We start from the raw sequence: 15,455 nt of genomic DNA, 5'->3' as shown, positions 1-15,455 counted from the left end.
TGCGGCCGCATGATCGACGTCGAAGACCTGATCTCGCTGGTCCGCAACTACAACCCCAGGACAGATGCAGACCTGATCCGCCGCGCCTATGCCTATGGGCGCGAGATGCATGCCGGCCAGTTGCGCCGGTCGGGCGAGGAATATTTCACCCATCCCGTCGCGGTCGCCGCGATCCTGACCGAACAGCGGCTGGACGACGCGACGATCGTGACGGCGCTGTTGCACGACACGATCGAGGACACGAAATCCACCTACCGCGAGGTCGAGCGGCTGTTCGGCAACGAGGTGGCGGAACTGGTGGACGGCGTGACCAAGCTGACCAACCTGCAGCTGTCCTCGTCCGAGACCAAGCAGGCCGAGAATTTCCGCAAGCTGTTCATGGCGATGTCCAAGGACCTGCGGGTGATCCTGGTCAAGTTGGCCGACCGGTTGCACAACATGCGCACGATCAAGTCGCTGCCGCATGAAAAGCAGGTGCGCAAGAGCCACGAGACGATGGACATCTTCGCGCCGCTGGCGGGCCGGATGGGCATGCAGTGGATGCGCGAGGAGCTGGAGGACCTGGCGTTCCGGGTGCTGAATCCCGAGGCGCGCAACTCGATCATGCGCCGGTTCATCACGTTGCAGCGCGAAACCGGCGACGTGATCCAGCAGATCACCCAGGACATCCGCAAGGAACTGGACCGCGAGGGGATCGAGGCCGAGGTGTTCGGCCGCGCCAAGAAACCCTATTCGATCTGGCGCAAGATGGAGGAGAAGGACCAGGGCTTTTCCCGGCTGTCGGACATCTACGGGTTCCGGGTCATCACCGGGTCCGAGGGCGATTGCTACCGGGTGCTGGGGGCGATCCACCAGCGCTGGCGGGCGGTGCCGGGGCGGTTCAAGGATTACATCAGCCAGCCGAAATCGAACGGCTACCGGTCGATCCAGACCACGGTGTCGGGGCGCGACGGCAAGCGGGTCGAGGTGCAGATCCGCACCCGCGAGATGCACGAGGTGGCCGAAAGCGGCGTGGCCGCGCACTGGTCCTATCGCGACGGGGTGCGGGCCGAGAACCCGTTCGCCGTTGACCCGGCGAAGTGGCTGGCCTCGCTGACGGAACGGTTCGAGAATGCCGAGGACCACGACGAGTTCCTCGAACACGTCAAGCTGGAGATGTACACCGACCAGGTGTTCTGCTTTTCGCCCAAGGGCGACGTGGTCAAGTTGCCCCGCGGCGCGACGCCCCTTGATTACGCCTATGCGATCCACACCCGGATCGGCGACAGCTGCGTGGGGGCCAAGGTCGACGGCATCCGTGTGCCGCTGTGGACCCGGCTGAAGAACGGGCAGTCGGTCGAGATCATCACCGCCGAAGGCCAGCGCCCGCAGGCCACCTGGATCGATATCGTGGTGACCGGCCGGGCCAAGGCCGCGATCCGCAAGTCGCTGCGCGAGGAAGACCGGGAACGCTATATCAAGCTGGGCCGGGAACTGGCGCGCGTCGCGTTCGAGCATGTCGGCAAGAAATCGACGGACAAGGCGTTGCGGACCGCGGCGCGCAGTTTCGGGCTGCACAGCGCGGCCGAGTTGCTGGCGCGGCTGGGCTCGGCCGAGCTGCGCGCGCAGGACGTGGTCGAGGCGCTGTATCCCGACCTGGCGATCTCGGGCGGGGACGAGATCGACGCGTCCCGCGCGGTGGTGGGCCTGTCGCCCGATGAAACCTTTGCCCGCGCGCCCTGCTGCCAGCCGGTCCCGGGCGAGCGGATCGTGGGCATCACCTGGCGCGGGCGCGGCGTTGTGGTGCATGCCATCGACTGCCCGCGGCTGGAAAAGTTCGAGGACCAGCCCGACCGCTGGGTCGACCTGCACTGGCATTCGGGCAAGCACCCGGCGGTACACAGTGTCGGCCTGTATATCACCATCCGCAACGACGCGGGCGTTCTGGGGCGCATCTGCACGCTGATCGGCGAGCAGAAGGCCAATATTTCCGACATGGAATTCGTCGACAAGAAGCCGGATTTTTACCGTTTGCTGATTCAGGTGGACCTGCGCGACGTCGAACATCTGCATACCGTGATGACCGCGCTTGAAGCAGAGAGCGACGTGGCCGAGATCGAACGGTACCGAGACCCCGAACGCGCCGAGTAGGGTGCGGCCGACAGACAAGGACGACCGGCTTGGTGTTCAAGCGCCGCGACAAGCGAAAGTTCGGGCAGGTGATGCTGGACAGCGTCTATCCGCGCGGCGGGTGGGGGCGGGCGGTCTATTACATCACCCACCGGCTGCGCCGGCTGCCGGACCCGCCGCACCGGATCGCGCGGGGTGTCTTTGCCGGGGTCTTCGTGTCCTTCACGCCGTTTTTCGGGCTGCATTTCGTGCTGGCCGCGCTGCTGGCCTGGGCGATGCGCGGCAACCTTATCGCCGCGCTTCTGTCCACGCTGTTCGGCAACCCGCTGACCTATCTGCCGATCGCGGTGGTGTCGCTGCAGACCGGGCATTTCCTGCTGGGCAGCCGTTTCGACGGGGCGACCGAAACCACCCTGATGGCCAAGTTCGGGGGCGCGGCGGCCGACCTGAAGGACAACCTGTTCGCGGTGTTCAGCGCGGCCGACGCGAACTGGGCCAAGCTGGCGCAGTTTTACCACGAGGTGTTCCTGCCCTATCTGGTCGGCGGGCTGGTGCCCGGCATCGTCGCGGGGCTGGTGGCCTATTACCTGACGGTGCCCGTGATCACCGCCTACCAGAACCGCCGCCGCGGGCGGCTGAAACAGAAACTGGCCGAGTTGCGGCGCAAGGCGGCCAAGGCCGAGGACCGGACCTGAGACCGGCAAGGGGGAAGACATGGCGGACGAAACGCATCTGCGGCTGGGCGTGAACATCGACCACGTGGCGACCGTGCGCAACGCGCGGGGCTCGGCCTATCCCGATCCGGTGCGCGCGGCGAAACTGGCCGAGGCGGCGGGCGCGGACGGCATCACCGCCCATCTGCGCGAGGACCGGCGGCATATTTCGGATGCCGACATCGACGGGTTGATGGCGGCGCTGTCGGTGCCGCTGAACCTGGAGATGGCGGCCACCGACGAGATGCAGGCGATCGCCCTGCGCCACAAACCCCACGCGGTCTGCATCGTGCCCGAAAAGCGCGAGGAGCGCACGACCGAGGGCGGCCTGGACGTGGCCGGCGACGAGGACCGGCTGGCCCGGTTCATCGCGCCCTTGCGCGAGGCGGGTTGCCGGGTGTCGCTGTTCATCGGGGCCGATCCCGCGCAGGTCGAGGCCTCGGCCCGGATCGGCGCGGCGGTGGTCGAACTGCATACCGGGGCCTATTGCGACCTGCATGCCGAGGGGCGGCCCGAGGAACGCGACGCGGAACTGGAGCGGTTGCGGGCGATGGCGGCCCATGCCCATGCGCTTGGCCTGGAGGTGCATGCGGGCCACGGGCTGACCTACGACACGGTGGCGCCCATCGCGGCGTTCCCCGAGGTGCGCGAGCTGAACATCGGGCATTTCCTGATCGGCGAGGCGATCTTTCGCGGGCTGGACGGGTCGATCCGGGAAATGCGCCGGCTGATGGACGCGGCGCGGCCTTGAGCGGCCTTGGTCGCGTTGCCCTGCGCGCCGCCGGCGCGGTCCTGCATTTCCCGATTTGGATCGCCCGTGCCGCCTGGCGGGTGATCGTGCCGCTGTTTCTGGCGGCCTTGCTGGTCTTCAACGTCGCCTTGTTCACGGTGAACGGGTTCTACGCCGCGGCGTCGAGCGCGCTTTCGGCCGCGGGGATTGCCACACCGGCGGTGCGCGAGGCCACGCGGAAAGCGGCCCGGCAAAAGGCGCAGCGGCGAATCGTGCGGACCACGTCGCGGAATGTGACGCGTCGGGTCCAGCGCGGTGCGGCACGCAGCATCGCGTCCGCGGCCGGTGAAGCGATACCCTTTGTCGGCGCGGGCGTCGTTGCCGGTGCGCTGGTGCTGGAGGTCAACGACGCCTGCGCGACCGCACGTGACATGGCCGGTCTGGAGGCCGCGCTGGGGGCGGGGGACGATCCCGAAGCGGCGCGGCGCGCGGCCGAGGACGCCTTCGACTGCACGGCGATGATCCGCGAGGAACTGCCGGGATACGAGGATATTCCGACACGGGAAGACCTGTGGGAGAAGGCACGCGCGGCCCCCGGACAGGCGTATGAGCAGGCCCGGAACGCGGGGATTGCCCTGTCTGACATCGACTGGTCGGGATGGGTGCGGCGCTGGTTCTTGGACGACGCGCCGCCGGTCATGGACGCGCCCCGGGATTGAGCCCGAACCAAGGGTTGGGGCGCACGGGGCCGCCGCCCCCGTGGCGGGCTACGCCTCGTCGTCGTCCCGCGCGGCGGCGGCGCGGACCAGGCGGATCGCGGCGAAGCGGTCGGTCGGGTCGAGTTCGAACGCCTTGTCCAGGTAGGGCTGGCCGGTTTCGAAATCGCCCAGCCGCATGTGGCAATAGGCCAGCGCGATCAGCGCCTGAAGATAGAGCCCCGGGGCGAGGTCCGCGGCGCTGAACGCGGCGTCGGCGGGGCGCACGTCGCGCCAGTCGGCGGGCACGTTCAGCCGTTGCGCGGCCAGCGCCAGGATCGCCTCGGCCTGGGGGACGGCCTGGGCGAAGCGGTGGGTGTAGAAATAGAAGCGATAGGCGCCCAGCCGCACGTCGAGGTCATGCGGCGCGGTGGCCAGCGCGGCCTTGACCGCGCGGGCGGTGCCGTCGGGGTCGCTGCGCGCGCCGGGCGCGTTGGCCAGCATGTCCAGCGCGGCCTCGGCCATGTCTTCGAATGCCATGTGCCCGTCCCTTGTCTGCGTTTGCCCCAGCAAAGCAGGAAACATGCGGGGGGTCCAACGGGTTGCGGCGGCGCGGGGTTTGCCCTGGGCCGGATTGTGGCGTAAGGGCAGGCCGACGGCGGGAAGGAAAGGGTCCGATGCAGGCGGTCAGGTTCAAGGACGTTGGCGCGGCGGGCGAGGGGGAACGGCGGCGCAGGAGGGCCGGGCGATGATCCTGGGCGTCGGCACCGACCTGGCCAATATCGAGCGCATCGCCGCCACGCTGGAGAAATTCGGCGACCGGTTCCGCAACCGTGTTTTCACCGATGTCGAACAGCGCAAGGCCGAGCGCCGCGCCGACGTGGCGGGCACCTATGCCAAGCGCTGGGCCGCGAAAGAGGCCTGTTCCAAGGCGCTGGGCACCGGGCTGCGCATGGGCATCGCCTGGAAGGACATGGCGGTGGCCAACCTGGAGACCGGGCAGCCGGTGATGCACCTGACCGGCTGGGCGGCCGAGCGGCTGGCCGAGATGACCCCGCCGGGCCACGAGGCGGTCGTGCACGTGTCGCTGACCGACGACCACCCCTGGGCGCAGGCCTTCGTGCTGATCGAGGCGCGGCCCATCGGGTAACGGGCCCGTGCCGGGCGGTCGCCTTGACAGGCCGCGCCCGCCCCCGCATGAAGCGACGACGGCACAACAGGCAGGCAGGACCGGGCAGATGGCGAAAGCGGGCGAGAAGCAGTCGGGCGGCATCGTCGAGACGATCAAGACCATCTTCTGGGCGCTGCTGATCGCGGGCATCTTTCGCACGCTGTTCTTTCAGCCGTTCTGGATCCCCTCGGGGTCGATGAAGGACACGCTGCTGATCGGCGATTTCCTGTTCGTCAACAAGATGGCCTATGGCTATTCGCGCCATTCCTGCCCGTTCTCGATGTGCCCGTTCGAGGGCCGCATCCTGGCCTCGGACCCCGAACGCGGCGACGTGGTGGTGTTCCGCCACCCGGTGAACGGGTCGGATTTCATCAAGCGGCTGGTCGGCCTGCCGGGCGATACGGTGCAGATGAAGCAGGGGGTGCTGCATATCAACGGCGCGCCGGTCCAGGTGGAACCGGCCGGGCAGTTCGAAGAGGTTTACGCACGCCAGGGGCCGATGGGCTATTACCCGCAATGCGAGAACGCGCCGGTGGGCGAGGGCGGCACCTGCACCAAGTCGCGCAGCCGCGAAACCCTGCCGGGCGGGGCCAGCCATGACATCCTGAACATCCGCGACGGGTTCTTTTCCGACAACACGCCGCTGTTTACCGTGCCCGAGGGGCAGTATTTCTTCATGGGCGACAACCGCGACAACAGCCAGGACAGCCGCTATGCGCGCGCCAACGGGGGCGTCGGTTTCGTGCCGGCGGAAAACCTGATCGGGCGGGCCGACCGCATCATGTTCTCGTCCGCGGGGCGGTCGCTGTTCTTTGTCTGGACCTGGCGGGCCGACCGGTTCTTCAAGGCGATCGAGTGAGGCGGCGTGAAGCTTTCGGCCGAACTTGAGGCATTTGCCGCGCGGCTTGGGCACCGGTTCCGCCGGCCCGAATTGCTGCTGCGGGCGCTGACCCATTCCTCGCTGTCCAGCCCGACCCGGCCCGACAACCAGCGGCTGGAATTCCTGGGCGACCGGGTGCTGGGGCTGGTGATGGCCGAGGCCTTGCTGGGCGCGGATGGCAAGGCCACCGAGGGCCAGCTGGCGCCGCGGTTCAACGCGCTGGTGCGCCGCGAGACCTGCGCCGATGTCGCGCGCGAGATCGGGCTGGGCGATGTGCTGAAGCTGGGCCGGTCCGAGATGATGTCGGGCGGCCGGCGCAAGGAGGCGCTGCTGGCCGACGCGATGGAGGCGGTGATCGCCGCGGTCTATCGCGATGCGGGGTTCGAGGCGGCGCGCGACCTGGTGCTGCGGCTGTGGGGGGCGCGGATCGGCGCGGTGGAAACGGATGCGCGCGACGCCAAGACCGCGCTGCAGGAATGGGCGCAGGCGCGCGGGCTGAAACCGCCGCAATATGTCGAGATCGCCCGCGAAGGCCCCGACCACGCCCCCCGCTTTACCATCGCCGCGCGGCTGGAGAACGGCGCCGAGGCGCAGGCCACCGCCGGGGCCAAGCGGCAGGCCGAGCAGGCGGCGGCGACCATGCTTCTGGACCGGTTGCAGGGCTGAACGGGCGCGGCGTTCCCATCGACCTGTGATCCGTCAAAGATGTGTTGCGGATGCAGGTTAGACCTGACAGAAATTCTTGGGTTATTGTCCGAGCGGCTCGTGACAGAGGAAAGGAACGCCAGATGTCCAACGTGCAAACGATCGAGAACCTTCAGAAAGCGCTGGAAATGGAAATGACCGCCGGTCACCAGTACCAGCTGCATGCCCATGTGCTGGAGGATTGGGGGCTGGATATCCTGGCCGCCAAGATGCGCGAGGAAATGGAAGAAGAGATCGGCCATTCCGACCTGTTCATGGAGCGGATCATCTTCCTGGGCGGCGTGCCCGAGCTGCGCTTTCAGAAGCAGCCGAAGAAGGCGGACAGCCTTGTCGAGATGTTCGAGATGGACCTGGCCGACGAGGAAGAGGCCATCGAGGTCTATTCCAAGGCAGCGCAACAGGCCGCCGAACTGGGCGATATCGGCAGCCGCACCCTGTTCGAAAAGATCGTGCTGGATGAAGAGGGCCACAAGAGCTGGCTGGAGCTGCAGATCAGCCTGATCAAGCGTCTTGGCGAACAGGCCTACAGCGCCAAGCATGTTTCGTTTGCGGGCGCGACCGGCGACGCAGACGCCTGAGCCAGGCGAGGGGTGGCGTAACCCGCTGGCGCACGCGGCCAAGATGGCGTAAACCCCGGCCCTGAGCCGGAGAAAAAAGCGCATGAATACACGCTGCGGGTTCGTTGCCCTGATCGGAGAGCCCAATGCGGGCAAGTCCACCCTGCTGAACCGCATGGTGGGCGCCAAGGTGTCGATCGTCACCCACAAGGTACAGACCACCCGCGCCCGCATCCGCGGCGTGGCGATGGAGGGCGACGCGCAGATCGTCTTCGTCGATACGCCGGGGCTGTTCCGGCCGCGCCGGCGGCTGGACCGGGCGATGGTGGCGGCGGCCTGGGGCGGGGCCGCGGATGCCGATATCGTGGTGCTGCTGGTCGAGGCGCATCGCGGCCGCACGGCCGGGGTCAACGCGATCCTGGAGGCGCTGCGCGAGCGGGTGCCCGAGGGCCAGACCGTCGCGCTGGCGATCAACAAGATCGACCGGGTCAAGGCCGAGGCGCTGTTGGCGCTGTCGGCGGACCTGAACGAGGCCTATCCGTTCGCGAAAACCTTCATGATCTCGGCCGAACGGGGCCATGGCGTGGACGATCTGCGCCGCTGGCTGGCCGAGACCCTGCCCGAGGGGCCGTGGCTGTATCCCGAGGACCAGATCGCCGATCTGCCGATGCGGATGATCGCCGCCGAGATGACCCGCGAAAAGCTGACGCTGCGGCTGCACCAGGAACTGCCCTACCAGCTGACGGTCGAGACCGAGAACTGGGAGGACCGCAAGGACGGGTCGACGCGGATCGACCAGGTGGTCTATGTCGCGCGCGACGGCCACAAGGGCATCGTGCTGGGCCACAAGGGCGAGACGATCAAGGCGGTGAACCAGGCCGCCCGCGCCGAGATCGCCGAGTTCCTGGACCGGCCCGTTCACCTGTTCCTGACGGTCAAGGTGCGGCCCGGCTGGCTGGACGAGGCCGAGCGTTATTCCGAGATGGGGCTGGATTTCCGCGAGGGGGATTGATCCTCGGCATCGCCCGGCGGCGTGGTGAAATGGCCGAGAAGCGCCCAGTAAAGGACGAGGCAAACCGCGAGGTTGGCGATCATCATCAGCAATTGCAGGATGAAGGCGCGGGCCCCCAGCCCGAACACCAGGATGTCGAGCACGATGGCGGCGGCGATGATCGGTTTCGAATACGGCGGAAGCGCGGGCATGGGCGGGTCGTGTCCTTGGTCTGGTTTCGGGCAACCTAGCGCATCCCGCGGCAAGGGCCAGAGGGCAACATGTCCCCCCGCCTGAGCGCCGAGTTCTGGGTCAAGGCCTATCTGGCGCGGCTGCGGCTGGCCGGGATCCCGGGATTTGTCGTGGCCCATGGCGACGACACGGCGGGCGCCGTCCTGGTCAAGCTGAACACGCTGGACGGGCAGGCGCGGGCGTTCCAGCGGTCGTTCGACCTGATGAGCGGTGACCGGGTTTGGGTGGTGCTGGCCGAGGGCGACGAGGCGGGCGTGGACGCGGCCATCGCGCGCCAGCGCGGGTTCGACCCCGATCTGTGGGTGATCGAGGTCGAGGATCGGTATGGGCGCCACCTGCTCGACGAACCCGGCCTTGCGTGACGGCCAGGGTCGGGATTGAGTATTTCCACCAAGAAAAAGATGCGCGGGGAGCCATGATCGAGTGGCGCGACGAAGGGGCGGTTCTGTCCGTGCGGCCGCATGGCGAAAGCGCGGCCATCGTCGAGCTGTTCACCGCCGGCCATGGCCGGCACATGGGCGTGGTGCGCGGCGGGGCGGGGCGGCGGATGGCCCCGGTGCTGCAGCCCGGCGCGCAGCTTGCGGTGGTGTGGAAGGCGCGGCTGGAGGATCATATCGGCAGCTATACGGTGGAGCCGGTGCGCAGCCGCAGCGCGCATGTGATGGGCGACGGGCGGGCGCTGGCGGGGCTGAACGCGATCACGGCGCTGTTGTCCTTTTCCCTGCCCGAACGCGCGCCGCATCCCGCTCTGTATGCCCGGTCGGTGACGTTGCTGGACCTGCTGGGCCATGCCGAGGCCTGGCCCCTGGCCTATCTGCGCTGGGAACTGGCGTTGCTGGACGAGATGGGGTTCGGGCTGGACCTGAGCCGCTGCGCGGTGACGGGGGACCGGGACGATCTGGTTTACGTGTCGCCGAAAACGGGCCGCGCGGTCAGCGCCGAAGGGGCGGGGGAGTGGGCCGACCGTCTGCTGCCGCTGCCGCCCTGCCTGCTGGGGCAGGGGCCGGTGCGGGGCGAGGAAATCGCCGAGGGGCTGCGCACGACGGGGCATTTCCTGGAGAAATGGCTGGCGCCCGCGCTGGGCGACAAGCCGCTGCCGGGGGCGCGGGCGCGGCTGGTGACGCTTTTGGGGCGGATGGGCTGACAAGGAAAAGGCCCCGGCGCGCGGGCCGGGGCCTGTTGTTCCTTGTGGACGGGATCAGCCCAGCAGGCGGCGGGCGATGACCTGCGCCTGGATCTCGGCGGCCCCCTCGAAGATGTTCAGGATGCGCGCGTCGCACAGGATGCGGCTGATCGAGTATTCCAGCGCGAAGCCGTTGCCGCCGTGGATTTGCAGCCCGTTATCGGCGCAGGCCCAGGCGACGCGGGCGCCCAGAAGTTTCGCCATCCCGGCCTCGAGGTCGCAGCGGCGATCGTTGTCCTTTTCCCAGGCCGAGAAATAGGTCAGCTGACGCGCCACCATGATTTCCACCGCCATCATCGCCAGCTTGTCCGCGACGCGCGGGAAGGCGATGAGCGGCTTGCCGAACTGCTTGCGGTCCTGGGCATAGCGCATCGCCACGTCGAGCGCGGATTGCGCCACGCCGATCGCGCGCGCGGCGGTCTGGATGCGGGCCGATTCGAAGGTCTGCATCAGCTGCTTGAAGCCCTGGCCCTCGACCCCGCCGAGCAGGTTCTCGCCCTTGACCTTGAACTTGTCGAAGCCGAGTTCGTATTCCTTCATGCCGCGATAGCCCAGCACCTCGATCTCGCCGCCGGTCATGCCGGGGGTCGGGAACGGGTTCTCGTCGGTGCCCGGCGTCTTTTCGGCCAGGAACATCGACAGGCCCTTGTAATCCGACGTTTCGGGGTCGGTGCGGGCCAGAAGGGTCATCACGTGGGTACGCGCGGCGTGGGTGATCCAGGTCTTGTTGCCGGTCACCTCGTAATCGTCGCCCACCTTGACCGCGCGGGTGCGCAAGGAACCGAGGTCGGAGCCGGTGTTCGGCTCGGTGAAGACGGCGGTGGGCAGGATTTCCGCGCTGGCGAGTTTCGGCAGCCAGTGCTGTTTCTGGTCCTCGGTGCCGCCGCAGAGGATCAGTTCGGCGGCGATTTCGCTGCGCGTGCCCAGCGAGCCCACGCCGATGTACCCGCGCGACAGTTCCTCGGACACGACGCACATCGACGCCTTGGACAGGCCGAACCCGCCGTATTCCTCGGGGATGGTCAGCCCGAACACGCCCAGTTCGGCCATCTCCTCGATGATCTCCATCGGGATCAGCTCGTCCTTGAGGTGCCATTCATGGGCGTTGGGTTCCACGCGGTCCACGGAGAAGCGGCGGAACTGTTCGCGGATCATTTCCAGTTCGTCATCCAGGCCGGTGGCGCCGACGGTGACGTTGGCGGATTGCTCCTGCATCAGCTGGACGAGGCGGGCGCGGGCGGCGGGCGTGTTGCCCGCGCGGGTCAGCGTCATCACCGCGTCTGTCATCAGCGCGCATTGCTGGTCCTGGGTCACGCCGATATCGGGCAGGCGCACGATCTCGGTCTGGCTCATCGGGATGCCGCCGGCGATCTGCGAGAGGTATTCGCCGAAGGCGATCTGGTGCAGCAACTGTTCGACCTCGCCGAACTTGCCATCGGATTGCAACCGTTCGGCCCAGGCCTGCATCTGTTGCAGGGCCTGCGTATAGGTCGCCAGCCACGCCAGCCCGTGGGCGGCGGTCTGGTGCGCCTCGATCAGGCGGCCCGAGACGCGGTCGTCTTCGGTCACCTGCGCGGCAAGCGCGTCCCGGGCGGCGGCCAGCACGGTTTCGACCGGGGCGAGCGCGGCCTTTGTCAGCGCCAGAAGATCGGGCAGCAGAAGGGTCTGGGCTTGGGGCATGTCCTGGCCGTCATGGGGCATGAATCGTCTCCTTCTTGCGGGCTTGGGGTGACATAGGTCTTTCGCAGGTGCAGCGCAACAAAAATTCAATCATCCATGGCTTTTTGAAGGATAATGTCGGGTCTATTTTGCCGCTGCAGCGCCGGTCAAGGAAGGATATAGCGGCAGTCAGGAGGGTGTCGCCCCATGATCCTTGGCATCGAGCCGCATCTTTTCGCCGCCGCGGTCGCGGTCGCGCTTTGCGCCGGATTCGTGAAGGGCGCGGTCGGCTTTGCGCTGCCGATGATCCTGATCTCGGGGTTGTCGAGTTTCCTGCCGGCCGAAACCGCGCTGGCCGGGCTGATCCTGGCGACGCTGCTGACCAACGTGGCGCAGGCCTTTCGGCAGGGGGCGGCGGCGGCCTGGGGGTCGATCGTGAAATACCGCGTGCTGATCCTGTGCGTGGTCGCGGCCATCGCGCTGAGCGCGCCGCTGGTGACGATCCTGCCGGACCGGGCGATGTACCTGATCCTGGGCGTGCCCATCGCGCTGTTCACCGTGTCGCAACTGATGGGACGGCAACTGATCCTGCCGGTGCGCCACCGGTTGCGGGCCGAGGTGGGGCTGGGCCTGCTGAGCGGGGTTTTTGGCGGCATCTCGGGGGTCTGGGGGCCGCCGGTGATCGCCTATCTTCTCAGCGTCAACACCGAGAAGGTCGAGATGGTGCGGGTGCAGGGCGTGGTGTTCCTGCTGGGCGCGGTCATGCTGTTGGTCGCGCATCTGGGGTCGGGCGTGCTGAACGCCGCGACGTTGCCGTTTTCGGCGGCGCTGGTGGTGCCGGCGGCGCTGGGTATGTGGCTGGGGTTTCGGGTTCAGGATCGGCTGGACGCGGGACGGTTCCGCAAGGCGACGCTGGTGGTGCTGACGGTGGCGGCGGCGAACCTGGTGCGCAAGGGGCTGATGGGCTGAGGCCGGCAGCAAGGGGGGCGGTGCCGGGCCATGGAAAAAGGCCCGGTCGGGGGACCGGGCCTTGATCGTCAGTCGCGATGCGGAACCGGCGTTCAGCCGATGGCGGCCTCGCGCACATCGTCGTCGATGAAGGGCAGGTACTGCGCGAAGTTCTCGGAGAACATCCCGACCAGTTTCTGCGCCTGCGCGTCATAGGCGGCCGGGTCCGCCCAAGTGCGGCGCGGATCCAGCAGGACCTCGGCCACGCCCTCGACCGCCAGCGGCACCTCGAAGCCGAAATGCGGATCCTTGCGGAACTCGGCCTCGTTCAGAGACCCGTCGAGCGCGGCGGCCAGCAGGGCGCGGGTGGCCTTGATCGGCATGCGCGAGCCGGTGCCATAGGCGCCGCCGGTCCAGCCGGTGTTCACCAGCCAGCAGGTCGCGCCATGGGTGGCGATCTTTTCGCGCAGCAGCTGGCCGTAGACCTCGGGGCGGCGCGGCATGAAGGGCGCGCCGAAGCAGGTCGAGAAGGTGGGCTCGGGCTCGGTCACGCCCTTTTCGGTGCCCGCCACCTTGGAGGTGAAGCCCGACAGGAAGTGATACATCGCCTGCGCCGGGGTCAGCCGCGCGATCGGGGGCAGCACCCCGAAGGCATCGCAGGTCAGCATGATGATGTTTTTCGGATGCCCGCCCAGCGCCGTGTCGGACGCGTTCGAGATATAGTGCAGCGGGTAGGCGCAGCGCGTGTTCGCGGTCAGCGAGTCGTCCTCGAAATCGAGATCCAGCGAATGCGGGTCGAACACCATGTTCTCGATCACGGTCGCGAACTTGGTGGTGGTGGCGTAGATCTCGGGTTCGGCCTCGGCGCTGAGGTTGATGGTCTTGGCGTAGCAGCCGCCCTCGAAGTTGAAGGTGCCCTTGTCCGACCAGCCGTGTTCGTCATCGCCGATCAGCGTGCGCGCCGGGTCGGCCGACAGCGTGGTCTTGCCGGTGCCCGACAGGCCGAAGAACACGGCCGTGTCGACCGGGTTGCCCGGCGCGTGGTTGGCCGAGCAGTGCATCGGCATGATGCCCTTGCCGGGCAGGATGTAGTTCAGCAGCGTGAAGACCGATTTCTTGATCTCGCCCGCATATTCGGTGTCGCCGATCAGGATCAGCTTTTTCGCGAAGTTCATCGCGACCACGGTGCGGGTGCGGCAGCCGTGCCGTTCGGGATCGGCCTTGAAGCTGGGGCAGTTGATGACCGTGAACTCGGGCGCGAAGCTGTCGAGTTCGTCCAGCGCGGGCCGGCGCAGCAGGTGGCGCGAGAACAGGCCGTGCCAGGCCATTTCGGTGACCACGCGCACGTCCAGCCGGTTGGACGGATCGGCCCCGGCATACAGGTCCTCGACGAAGACCTCGCGGCCCTTCAGGTGCGCCAGCATGTCGGCATGCAGCGTGTCGAAGGCCTCGGGCGTCATCGGGCGGTTGTTTTCCCACCAGATCGTGTCTTCGACATCGGGGGTGCGCACGACATGCTTGTCCTTGGGCGACCGGCCGGTGTGTTCGCCGGTGGTCACCAGGAACGCGCCGCCCTGGCCCAGCGTGCCTTCGCCGCGCTTCAGCGCCTCTTCGATCAAGGCCGGTTCCAGCAGGTTGTAATATACCTTGCCGAGGCCGGTGATGCCTTGATCTTCAAGGCGTTGCGCGGGATTAACCCGTCCGATTTCCATGTCGCACCCTCCATGACGCCGCGTTGGTTGGTGGCGCGGCTATAACATGTCGGTTTCATGAAACAACAGGTCGGGGAAGGGCGTTAGCGCAATCATATGACTTCGCGCGCGTCGTTAGCGCAATCATCGGTCGCGCCCGGGCGATTGTTGCCCCCTTGGCGACCGGAAATTCGGTGAACTGGTGCGGATTAGCAATGTATCAGGGATTTCGGCGTTGATTGTTGCCACGAGAAAGCCGTGATTCGGAGTTAAAGATTGATTCGCGGGGCCGATCTGGAAAGAATGGCGCCAAAAATCAGGCACATGCGACGCTGAGCAGTACAAGGAATTTCCCATGTCCAGGATTGCGCTGGTTGACGACGACAGGAACATCCTGACCTCCGTTTCCATGACGCTGGAGGCCGAAGGCTTCGAGGTGGAAACTTACAATGACGGCCAGGCGGCGCTGGACGCGTTCAACAAGCGCCTGCCCGACATGGCCGTTTTCGACATAAAGATGCCCCGGATGGACGGCATGGACCTGCTGCAGCGCGTGCGGCAGAAGACCAACATGCCGGTCATCTTCCTGACCTCGAAGGATGACGAGATCGACGAGGTGCTGGGCCTGCGCATGGGCGCGGACGATTACGTCAAGAAACCCTTCTCGCAGCGCCTGCTGGTCGAACGCATCCGCGCGCTGCTGCGCCGGCAGGAGGTGATCGCCTCTGATTCCGGGCCCGCGCCCGAGGAAACCAAGGTGATGGTGCGGGGCCAGCTGACGATGGACCCGTTGCGCCACGCGGTCACCTGGAAGGGCATGAACGTGTCGCTGACCGTGACCGAGTTCCTGCTGCTGCAGGCGCTGGCGCAACGCCCCGGTTTCGTCAAGAGCCGCGACCAGCTGATGGACGTGGCCTATGACGACCAGGTCTATGTCGACGACCGGACGATCGACAGCCATATCAAGCGGCTGCGCAAGAAGATGCGCCAGGTGGACCCGGATTTCTCGGCCATCGAAACGCTTTACGGGATCGGGTATCGTTACAACGAGGAGTGACGATCGACACGCGGAGCCGGGGGCGGCCGTGCGGGACACGAAGCGGACATCGGACGGAGACGTCGTCCTCGGCGAGGACTGGGTCGCACCGAATTCGGGGCTCGACGGCGAGAT

General features: G+C 67.2%; 17 protein-coding genes. 13 read left to right on the top strand and 4 right to left on the bottom strand.

Translation table 11 applies throughout. The features are described 5' to 3' along the window. The first annotated feature begins 9 nt into the window (after nt 1–9). The 4 genes from EV662_RS12155 to EV662_RS12140 are packed head-to-tail and all read left to right on the top strand — an operon-like array spanning nt 10 to nt 4,271. Complete coding sequence (locus tag EV662_RS12155) at nt 10–2,130, top strand: RelA/SpoT family protein (protein ID WP_132462627.1); 2,121 nt, start codon at nt 10–12, stop codon at nt 2,128–2,130. Between the two features lie 32 nt (nt 2,131–2,162). Further along, nucleotides 2,163–2,804, top strand: coding sequence for a DUF2062 domain-containing protein (locus tag EV662_RS12150; protein WP_341799083.1), 642 nt, complete (start codon nt 2,163–2,165; stop codon nt 2,802–2,804). A 19-nt stretch (nt 2,805–2,823) separates the two neighbouring features. Beyond that, nucleotides 2,824–3,573 (top strand): pyridoxine 5'-phosphate synthase, encoded by a 750-nt coding sequence (locus EV662_RS12145; protein WP_132462621.1) that lies wholly within the window; start codon nt 2,824–2,826, stop codon nt 3,571–3,573. Beyond that, nucleotides 3,570–4,271 (top strand): hypothetical protein, encoded by a 702-nt coding sequence (locus EV662_RS12140; RefSeq protein WP_132462618.1) that lies wholly within the window; start codon nt 3,570–3,572, stop codon nt 4,269–4,271. The genes EV662_RS12145 and EV662_RS12140 overlap by 4 nt, the downstream gene beginning before the upstream one ends. A gap of 48 nt (nt 4,272–4,319) precedes the next feature. Here the strand turns inward: EV662_RS12140 and EV662_RS19560 are convergent, their stop codons facing one another. Beyond that, entirely contained in the window at nt 4,320–4,787 is a 468-nt protein-coding gene (locus EV662_RS19560; RefSeq protein WP_165915585.1) for a tetratricopeptide repeat protein, read from the bottom strand. 208 nt (nt 4,788–4,995) lie between these two features. Here EV662_RS19560 and acpS point away from each other — a divergent pair, with 208 nt between their 5' ends. From acpS to era, 5 genes are all read left to right on the top strand, one after another. Beyond that, on the top strand, nt 4,996–5,397 hold the full coding sequence (gene acpS, locus EV662_RS12130) for a holo-ACP synthase (protein ID WP_132462616.1): 402 nt from the start codon (nt 4,996–4,998) through the stop codon (nt 5,395–5,397). An 88-nt stretch (nt 5,398–5,485) separates the two neighbouring features. Beyond that, entirely contained in the window at nt 5,486–6,277 is a 792-nt protein-coding gene (lepB, locus tag EV662_RS12125; protein WP_132462610.1) for a signal peptidase I, read from the top strand. 6 nt (nt 6,278–6,283) lie between these two features. Then, nucleotides 6,284–6,964 (top strand): ribonuclease III, encoded by a 681-nt coding sequence (gene rnc, locus EV662_RS12120; RefSeq protein WP_132462607.1) that lies wholly within the window; start codon nt 6,284–6,286, stop codon nt 6,962–6,964. Between the two features lie 122 nt (nt 6,965–7,086). Continuing rightward, nucleotides 7,087–7,581 (top strand): bacterioferritin, encoded by a 495-nt coding sequence (locus EV662_RS12115; protein ID WP_132462604.1) that lies wholly within the window; start codon nt 7,087–7,089, stop codon nt 7,579–7,581. Nucleotides 7,582–7,663: 82 nt separating this feature from the next. Continuing rightward, nucleotides 7,664–8,572 (top strand): GTPase Era, encoded by a 909-nt coding sequence (gene era, locus EV662_RS12110; protein ID WP_132462601.1) that lies wholly within the window; start codon nt 7,664–7,666, stop codon nt 8,570–8,572. Here era and EV662_RS12105 read toward each other — a convergent pair. Then, nucleotides 8,533–8,763, bottom strand: a complete 231-nt coding sequence (locus EV662_RS12105; protein ID WP_132462598.1) for a hypothetical protein — start codon at nt 8,761–8,763, stop codon at nt 8,533–8,535. The genes era and EV662_RS12105 overlap by 40 nt on opposite strands. Before the next feature lie 69 nt (nt 8,764–8,832). Here EV662_RS12105 and EV662_RS12100 point away from each other — a divergent pair, with 69 nt between their 5' ends. Together EV662_RS12100 and recO are read left to right on the top strand one after the other, a co-directional pair. After that, entirely contained in the window at nt 8,833–9,165 is a 333-nt protein-coding gene (locus EV662_RS12100; protein WP_132462595.1) for a DUF1491 family protein, read from the top strand. A gap of 56 nt (nt 9,166–9,221) precedes the next feature. Then, the gene (gene recO / locus EV662_RS12095; RefSeq protein WP_132462879.1) at nt 9,222–9,947 is read left to right on the top strand and encodes a DNA repair protein RecO; all 726 of its coding nucleotides are present in this window, start codon (nt 9,222–9,224) and stop codon (nt 9,945–9,947) included. 54 nt (nt 9,948–10,001) lie between these two features. Here recO and EV662_RS12090 read toward each other — a convergent pair whose 3' ends face one another. Continuing rightward, the gene (locus EV662_RS12090; protein ID WP_132462592.1) at nt 10,002–11,687 is read right to left on the bottom strand and encodes an acyl-CoA dehydrogenase family protein; all 1,686 of its coding nucleotides are present in this window, start codon (nt 11,685–11,687) and stop codon (nt 10,002–10,004) included. 165 nt (nt 11,688–11,852) lie between these two features. Here EV662_RS12090 and EV662_RS12085 point away from each other — a divergent pair, with 165 nt between their 5' ends. Then, nucleotides 11,853–12,614: a sulfite exporter TauE/SafE family protein gene (locus EV662_RS12085; protein WP_132462589.1), complete on the top strand. Its 762-nt coding sequence runs from the start codon at nt 11,853–11,855 to the stop codon at nt 12,612–12,614. Nucleotides 12,615–12,706: 92 nt separating this feature from the next. Here EV662_RS12085 and EV662_RS12080 read toward each other — a convergent pair whose 3' ends face one another. Beyond that, nucleotides 12,707–14,305 (bottom strand): phosphoenolpyruvate carboxykinase, encoded by a 1,599-nt coding sequence (locus tag EV662_RS12080; RefSeq protein WP_132462586.1) that lies wholly within the window; start codon nt 14,303–14,305, stop codon nt 12,707–12,709. Between the two features lie 334 nt (nt 14,306–14,639). On the opposite strand from EV662_RS12080, the gene EV662_RS12075 reads away from it, so the two are divergent. After that, nucleotides 14,640–15,341, top strand: coding sequence for a response regulator transcription factor (locus EV662_RS12075; protein WP_132462583.1), 702 nt, complete (start codon nt 14,640–14,642; stop codon nt 15,339–15,341). Nucleotides 15,342–15,455: the final 114 nt, after the last annotated feature.

Source organism: Rhodovulum marinum (assembly GCF_004343075.1).
Classification (GTDB): domain Bacteria; phylum Pseudomonadota; class Alphaproteobacteria; order Rhodobacterales; family Rhodobacteraceae; genus Rhodovulum; species Rhodovulum marinum.
The sequence above is the reverse complement of the archived record's forward strand: the minus strand, read 5'-3'. Positions and strand labels throughout refer to the sequence as shown.

Excerpts from the sequence above, each read along its gene's own strand:
- EV662_RS12090 (WP_132462592.1), bottom strand. The coding sequence starts at position 11,687 with ATGCCCCATGACGGCCAGGACATGCCCCAAGCCCAGACCCTTCTGCTG.
- EV662_RS12105 (WP_132462598.1), bottom strand. The coding sequence starts at position 8,763 with ATGCCCGCGCTTCCGCCGTATTCGAAACCGATCATCGCCGCCGCCATC.
- EV662_RS12100 (WP_132462595.1), top strand. The coding sequence starts at position 8,833 with ATGTCCCCCCGCCTGAGCGCCGAGTTCTGGGTCAAGGCCTATCTGGCG.
- acpS (WP_132462616.1), top strand. The coding sequence starts at position 4,996 with ATGATCCTGGGCGTCGGCACCGACCTGGCCAATATCGAGCGCATCGCC.
- EV662_RS12145 (WP_132462621.1), top strand. The coding sequence starts at position 2,824 with ATGGCGGACGAAACGCATCTGCGGCTGGGCGTGAACATCGACCACGTG.
- EV662_RS12085 (WP_132462589.1), top strand. The coding sequence starts at position 11,853 with ATGATCCTTGGCATCGAGCCGCATCTTTTCGCCGCCGCGGTCGCGGTC.
- EV662_RS12115 (WP_132462604.1), top strand. The coding sequence starts at position 7,087 with ATGTCCAACGTGCAAACGATCGAGAACCTTCAGAAAGCGCTGGAAATG.
- EV662_RS12075 (WP_132462583.1), top strand. The coding sequence starts at position 14,640 with ATGTCCAGGATTGCGCTGGTTGACGACGACAGGAACATCCTGACCTCC.
- lepB (WP_132462610.1), top strand. The coding sequence starts at position 5,486 with ATGGCGAAAGCGGGCGAGAAGCAGTCGGGCGGCATCGTCGAGACGATC.
- EV662_RS19560 (WP_165915585.1), bottom strand. The coding sequence starts at position 4,787 with ATGGCATTCGAAGACATGGCCGAGGCCGCGCTGGACATGCTGGCCAAC.
- era (WP_132462601.1), top strand. The coding sequence starts at position 7,664 with ATGAATACACGCTGCGGGTTCGTTGCCCTGATCGGAGAGCCCAATGCG.
- EV662_RS12080 (WP_132462586.1), bottom strand. The coding sequence starts at position 14,305 with ATGGAAATCGGACGGGTTAATCCCGCGCAACGCCTTGAAGATCAAGGC.
- EV662_RS12155 (WP_132462627.1), top strand. The coding sequence starts at position 10 with ATGATCGACGTCGAAGACCTGATCTCGCTGGTCCGCAACTACAACCCC.